A 6816-nucleotide genomic window follows, 5' to 3' on the forward strand; every position below is an offset into this window, starting at 1 on the left:
GATAACATGGCAGAAAAATTTAATTTGCAAGACCGATTCTTGAACATTCTGAGGATTAACAAGATAGAAGTAAAACTTTATTTAGAAGGGGGATTTCAAACAAGCGGAGTGGTGAGATCTTTTGATGATTATACGGTTTTATTGGAAAAAAATGGCGAACAATCCTTGGTTTATAAACATGCCATAAAAATGATGGCACCTTCAAAATATATTAAACTTTTTCAGGAACAGCCGTCTAAAGATGAGTAGAAAAAGCAAAAGCAAACACTACCCCCCGAAACAAGGGGTAGTTTTCTAGTATTTTTTACACAATAACGTCAAAAGAACTTTGGAGGGAATTAATTTGAAAAAAACTTTACTGATATTTTTGTATATCCTAGTATTTTCTATTTTTGTTATTTCTCAACTATTTCAGCCACCTATAAAAAACTCATACATAACAGCTTCTTTTGGGGAATACAGAGATACTGGAATGGATCCACATTTTCATACAGGGATAGACTTTTCTACTTTTAGCAGAAAGGGAGAACCTGTTTATCCAGCAGCTGAAGGTTCTCTTTATAAGATTTGGTTAAACGATCCTCTTTACGGCAATGCAATATTTTTATACCATGAAGACTCTGATTTAATTAGTGGATATGCCCATTTAAGTGTTTTCTCCGATAAAATATCTAATTATTCTCAATTAGTTCAAAACGAATTTGGGAATCAACGGATCGAAATTATTTTTCCCAAAGGCGGAATCCCAATAAAGCTAAATGAGGTTATAGCTTATTCAGGTGATACGGGGGAAGCTATAGCCCCTCACTTGCATTTTGAGGTTTTAAAGCAATCTGGAGAGGAATTCATCATTTATGATCCACTTGAATTTTTGGAATATCAAGAATCAAGAAATAAATCTTTGGAATTAATGAGAATCAGATCCAATAACAAATATTTTGAAGTTACAGAAAATGGAGAAACCGTTGTAGAATACACAGGTAACTTTCCCCGGATAGACATTAGAGTACGTGAAAAATTAGGGAACAACTCCACTATTCTTCCTAAAAAAGTTTCTATGTATATCAATGGGGTTTTAACCTATAAATTGGATTTTAGCATAATCAAGGAATCCGAAATATACAAAGCTGGCTTTGTATTTGGATATGATTCAACATCTTCCATATATTGGCTGAAAATGTACTCTGATAACTATTTATCTTCGATAGTTATCAATGACTTTTCAGCATTTTCTAATGAAACTTCAACGACTTTAAATTTAAATGGAGAGATCGTTTTAGAGGACATATGGGGTAATGAAAAAGTTTATAAATTGAAATTCATAAAACCATAAGAAATGTTAATTTTATTTTTAAACATTAACAATCTATGATTTTTCTTCATTTGTAGAATTTGATTTTTTTGGTATAATTTACCTCGTGGAATTCTAAAGATAACCTGAAATCTCGTGAAAAATTCGAAGAAAGCAAGGAGGCTACAATGTGAAAAAAATGCTCTTTACCAGTGAAAGTGTAACGGAAGGTCATCCTGACAAAATCTGTGATCAAATTTCTGATACTATACTTGATGCTATCCTGGAAAAAGAACCCGAAGAAAATAAGATAAATGCTCGATGTGCTGTGGAAACTTTAGTAACAAGAGGGTTAGTGATAGTAACAGGTGAAGTTAGAACCTCAGCATATATAGATGTCCCAACACTTGTCAGGAATACTATTCTAGATATAGGTTATAACAGAGCTAAATTTGGGTTTGATGGTGAAACCTGTGCAGTAATTACTTCTATTGAAGAACAATCAGCTGATATAGCTTTAGGTGTTGACAGGTCGTTAGAAGTTAAATCAAAACAAGAAGAAGAAGATCCTTTTGAAAAAATAGGGGCCGGCGATCAGGGCATTATGTTTGGATATGCCACAAATGAAACGGATGCTTATATGCCGTTACCTATTCTTTTAGCTCACAGACTTGCAAAAAGATTGGCAGATGTTCGAAAATCCGATACATTGGATTTTTTGAGGCCAGACGGTAAAACTCAAGTAACAGTAGAATACGACGAAAATAATAAACCTGTGGGTATAGAGACTATACTTATCTCCACTCAACATTCACCTGATATAAAAAGGCAGGAGTTAGAAGAAGCAATAAAAGAGCATGTAATAATTCCAGTCATACCTGAAAATCTCTTTACAAAAAACACAAAAATTCTTATCAATCCTACAGGAAGGTTTGTGATTGGCGGGCCTCAAGCAGATACAGGGCTCACTGGAAGGAAGATAATTGTTGATACATATGGCGGTTGGGCTCCACATGGTGGGGGAGCTTTTTCAGGAAAGGATCCCACCAAAGTTGATAGATCCGCTACTTATATGGCAAGATATGTAGCTAAAAATTTAGTAGCAAGTGGTGCTGCAGATGAAGTTTTAATTCAACTTTCTTACGCAATTGGCGTTGCAGAACCTGTTTCAATAAATATTGACACGAAAGGTACCGCGAAGGTCGAAGAAGAAAAAATTTATAAAGTAGTCAAAGAGATATTTGATTTTAGGCCTGCGGCAATAATTAACAACTTAGATCTATTACAACCTATTTACAAAAAAACTGCCGCTTATGGGCATTTTGGAAGAAAAGATGTAGAATTTCCATGGGAAAGATTGGATAAAGTTAAGGAATTGAAAGCAGCATTAGGATTGTAATTCAGTTGAAAAGCGAAGTAGAGAAATACTAACTTTTTTATCCTGAAGACAGTTGCAGGGTAAAAGGACACACAGACCTTTAGTCCTTACGGGTGCGGACGGAGTGGGGTGAAGCCCTTCCTCTCCCTCTCGGCGGGCTAGGGAAAATGAATGAGCGCTAATACAAAGCTTTAGAATTTCTAAAAACAATAAAAAAACAAAAGTTGAGGAGGTATTTTAAAAATTGCCAAATAAAAAATCAGCAGAAAAAAGGGTTAGACAATCAGAAAAAAGAAGGCAAAAAAATCGTGGATATCAAAAGAGAATCAAGGAAATTTCTAAGGAAATAGACAAGAAGATTCAAGAAAATGCTGAAAGGGAAGAATTGATGCAGCTATTAAGTAAGTCTTTTAAAATTATTGACACCGCAAAATCACATGGCGCTGTGCATAAAAATTATGCTGCAAGGAAAAAATCCAAACTACATCTAAAGATAAAAAAATATTTGGGCGAAATGGCACCAGAGAGTTCCTCGGTAAATGAGTAATTGATCGATTATAACCCCCTTTTTTGGAGGTAATAAAGTTTTGAATTCTTATTCTTATTTACAAATGTATCAAATAAATACAAAGGACGTAAAAAGTTATCCTATCGAATGGAATAAAATTTTTGGAAACAGCAATAAGTCAATAGTTGAAATTGGATTTGGTGGTGGGGAATTTTTAGTAAATTTAGCTAAAGAGAATAATAATTATAATTATGTTGGCATAGAGACATCTCTAACTTCTTGTCACAAAATAAAAAAGAAGATTTTTCTAAATAATTTAAATAACATACAAATAATCTTGGAAGATGCAAAATTTGCCGTCCGAGAATTTTTTTCTGATAACTCGATTAGTAAAGTAATAGTTAACTTCCCATGCCCATGGCCAAAAAGCAAGCATGCAAAAAACCGTCTTTTTGACGAAAAATTTTTAGATACATTATCGTCGGTATTAGAAGTAGATGGTGAAGTGATTTTAACAACCGACGTTTGGACATATGCTTCTGAGGTTAAAGAAAAATTTTTAAGCAACGGATGTTTTGAAGTAAAAAATATATCCGAAATTCAACAATTACCATTCAAAACGAGATACGAAAAAAAGTGGGAAAATGAAGGAAGGAAAAAGTATTTATTAATCGCACAAAAAAGATGCAAAAAAGAGATAAAAAGATTGTTAGAAGGGGAAATTAATTTGCCTCATCAAAAAATCCAGAAAATGAATTTTGATAAATTACAATCTTTGGTTGGATTTAAAAAATCCTCTAAAAACAAAACTTTAGTTATAAAAGATATATATGCTAAATTAGATGGTTCAGAATATTTAGTGAAGGTTTTTTCCGAAGACGATAGGTATATTCAAAGTTACTTTGTTGATGTCATCAAAATAAAAGATGGTTGGTTAGTAAAATTAGACGATATAGCAAAAGCTTATCGAACCCCTTCAGTCAAAGAGGCGGTAAATATAATTGCCAAGGAGCTAGAAAATTAATGCCTCATATAACGATTTTGGGTGCTGGTAGTTGGGGAACCGCTATAGCGAAACATTTGGTTGGTAACCATCAAAAAGTAACAATTTGGGATAGAGACAAAAAGCTTTTACGAGAAATAAAAAAAGGAAAAAATCCTCGATATTTATCTACCCTAAAACTCCCTGCCAAAGAGATTAATGTTGAATGGGATATAAATGAAAGTTTAAAAAATGCACAAATTGTAATTATAGCTATTCCTGTTCAACATATATCAGAGGTATTGAGCAAAATTCACAAAGACTCTCTTACGAACAAAGATGTTGTTTTTGTCAACCTATCAAAAGGAATGGAAATTAAGAAGCAAAAAATACCCAGTAGAATTTTTGAGGAATATCTGTCAGGGTATAACTATTGTACACTAAGTGGTCCCAGTCATGCAGAAGAAGTAGCGGAAATGGTACCTACGTCAGTTGTAGTTGCAGGTAGAGACAATAAGGTCAACAAATATATACAGGAAATTTTTAGCAATGAAACTTTTAGAGTATATACCAACAATGATTTAATAGGAGTAGAAATCAGTGGTGCAATAAAAAACATATATGCAATAGGTGCAGGTATAATAGATGGATTTGGAAAATGGGATAACACAAAAGCGGCTTTAATCACACGTTCATTGGTTGAAATTATTAGGTATGGAACATATTATGGAGGAAATAAAGAAACGTTCATGGGATTGGCGGGGATTGGAGATCTTGTTGTAACATGTACTAGCTCACATAGCAGAAATAGGTACGTTGGAGAAATGCTTTCAAAAGGTATGAGTTTGAAAACAATTTTGGAACAGATGGTTATGGTTGCAGAAGGGGTCTACACGGCTAAAGCTGTGTATAACGACGCAAAAGAAAAAGAAATTGAAATGCCTATCGCTGCCAAAATTTATCAAGTACTATATGAAGGTTTAGAACCAAAAACAGCTATTTATGAATTAATGACAAGGGATTTGAAATCAGAATTTTTTAATTGAAAGACAGTGTGATATAATTAAACAAGAAAGTCAAATTTTAAGGAGGCATTCGAATGCAAGTTTCTTTAGACCAGCTTTTACAAGCATTGATGGTACGTTTGGAAAGTTTAGAAATTTCTATAGAAGATTTAAAATTTAGAACAAATGTGGCTTTAAGGTTAATCAAGAAAAACGACTTGGTGGATGAGGACAAGGTGAAAGAATCTGTAAAGGAAGAATTAAATGCTTTAAATGAACTAAGTGAAGATAAGATGGATTTAAGCGATGAAAGAATAGAAGAAATCTCAAAAGGAATAATACAATGGATTGATAATGACTTAGATAGTCTAAAGAAAAGAATGGCAGATTACCAGGAAAAAATGAAACAGTTACTTGAGCAAGAAGAAGCGGCAGGTAACATTAGTATTGCACCCCCAGAACTGTTGAACCAATTAGAAAGAACGGGCATTGGAAAGAATCAAAAAGAAAAAGGCAAAAATAGTGGAAATATAATCATCCCTTAAAGTTAGATTTTGTAAAACAAAGGCCGGTATCAACTTACCGGCTTTTGTTTTTATACACCCGTTTTGAAGGGCAGACTTCATTCAAAAAACATTCCATGCACTTTGGAGAAATTGACTTACAAATCTTCTGACCAAAATTCACCATTGAACCATTCAGAGGCCCCCATAATTCAGATGGTATAATTTTTCTCAATTGGACTTCAGTCTCTTCAGGTGTTTTTGTTTTTACCCATCCGAGTCTATTGGAAATTCTATGAACGTGTGTATCAACCGCAAGTGCTTCTTTACCAAAAGAAACATACAGAACTATATTGGCTGTTTTTCTCCCCACCCCTGGAAGCTTAATCAACTCTTCTAATTCATCAGGCACTTTTCCGTTATATTTTTCAATTAAAATTTTAGAAATATTAATAATTCTTTCGGATTTTTGTTTGTACATACCTGCAGGTTTGATCAGATCATATAGATCCTGAGGTTTCAATTTAGAAATCTCAAAAACATTTTTGTAGCGAGAAAAAAGTGATTTAAAAGCTTTTTCAGTATTTTCATCCTTTGTTCTTTGGGAAAGCACCGTTTCAATTAGAACCTTATAAGGATTGGTTTCAGAATTAATGCGTGGAAACATATGTATGATCTTTTCTGCTTCATTTTTTATATTTCTCTTCATATTTTCTCCTCATATCCTAAAGTTTTTGGAAACTTTTTAATAAATTTAAGGGCTCACCCTCTTTGGTGATTTCCCAAACACAGAATTTAATACTTAATGTTTTTTGTTTTTGGTGTTTATGGGGTTTACCCTTTTGCAGCCTTGAGAAAAAACTTTTTGCTGATCTGTGCAAAATGGTCTTTTTCTTAATGCTTTTGAATAACTTTCCTAATCTCATTTACTTTGCTTTTGTCGTTTTACGCAAAAAGCTTTTTAATAATGCTTTAGAAGTAATATCCTCATTCTCATTTGCGAAGCAAATGCGTTCGGGGATCTTAAGGGGTTTACCCCTTAACGCTTAATTATAGCACCAAAATATTAAAATGAATAAAGGGTGAAAATATGAAAAAAATTGTGGTAAAATATAATGAATTAGTTTAATGCTATGGCTAACCGAATACT

8 protein-coding genes are annotated in these 6816 nt (G+C 33.2%); 7 read left to right on the forward strand and 1 reads right to left on the reverse strand.

Going from position 1 to position 6816, the window contains the following annotated elements:
• Positions 1 to 6: 6 nt before the first annotated feature.
• From hfq to AA80_RS06915, 7 genes are all read left to right on the forward strand, one after another.
• On the forward strand, positions 7 to 249 hold the full coding sequence (gene hfq, locus AA80_RS06885) for an RNA chaperone Hfq (protein ID WP_103877053.1): 243 nt from the start codon (positions 7 to 9) through the stop codon (positions 247 to 249).
• Positions 250 to 343: 94 nt separating this feature from the next.
• Positions 344 to 1333, forward strand: a complete 990-nt coding sequence (locus AA80_RS06890) for a M23 family metallopeptidase (protein ID WP_103877054.1) — start codon at positions 344 to 346, stop codon at positions 1331 to 1333.
• Positions 1334 to 1490: 157 nt separating this feature from the next.
• Complete coding sequence (gene metK / locus AA80_RS06895; RefSeq protein WP_134080036.1) at positions 1491 to 2690, forward strand: methionine adenosyltransferase; 1200 nt, start codon at positions 1491 to 1493, stop codon at positions 2688 to 2690.
• Positions 2691 to 2913: 223 nt separating this feature from the next.
• On the forward strand, positions 2914 to 3216 hold the full coding sequence (gene rpsT / locus AA80_RS06900; RefSeq protein ID WP_103066720.1) for a 30S ribosomal protein S20: 303 nt from the start codon (positions 2914 to 2916) through the stop codon (positions 3214 to 3216).
• Positions 3217 to 3256: 40 nt separating this feature from the next.
• Positions 3257 to 4201 carry a tRNA (guanosine(46)-N7)-methyltransferase TrmB gene (gene trmB, locus AA80_RS06905; RefSeq protein WP_103877056.1) on the forward strand — a complete coding sequence of 315 codons (945 nt, stop codon included), beginning with the start codon at positions 3257 to 3259 and terminating at the stop codon, positions 4199 to 4201.
• Positions 4201 to 5205 (forward strand): NAD(P)H-dependent glycerol-3-phosphate dehydrogenase, encoded by a 1005-nt coding sequence (locus AA80_RS06910; protein ID WP_103877057.1) that lies wholly within the window; start codon positions 4201 to 4203, stop codon positions 5203 to 5205. The genes trmB and AA80_RS06910 overlap by 1 nt, the downstream gene beginning before the upstream one ends.
• 53 nt (positions 5206 to 5258) lie before the next feature.
• On the forward strand, positions 5259 to 5708 hold the full coding sequence (locus AA80_RS06915; protein WP_103877058.1) for a hypothetical protein: 450 nt from the start codon (positions 5259 to 5261) through the stop codon (positions 5706 to 5708).
• Between the two features lie 34 nt (positions 5709 to 5742).
• On the opposite strand, the gene nth is transcribed toward AA80_RS06915, so the two are convergent.
• Positions 5743 to 6375: an endonuclease III gene (gene nth, locus AA80_RS06920; protein ID WP_103877059.1), complete on the reverse strand. Its 633-nt coding sequence runs from the start codon at positions 6373 to 6375 to the stop codon at positions 5743 to 5745.
• Positions 6376 to 6816 lie beyond the last annotated feature (441 nt).

Source organism: Petrotoga sibirica DSM 13575 (assembly GCF_002924625.1).
Lineage (GTDB): Bacteria > Thermotogota > Thermotogae > Petrotogales > Petrotogaceae > Petrotoga > Petrotoga sibirica.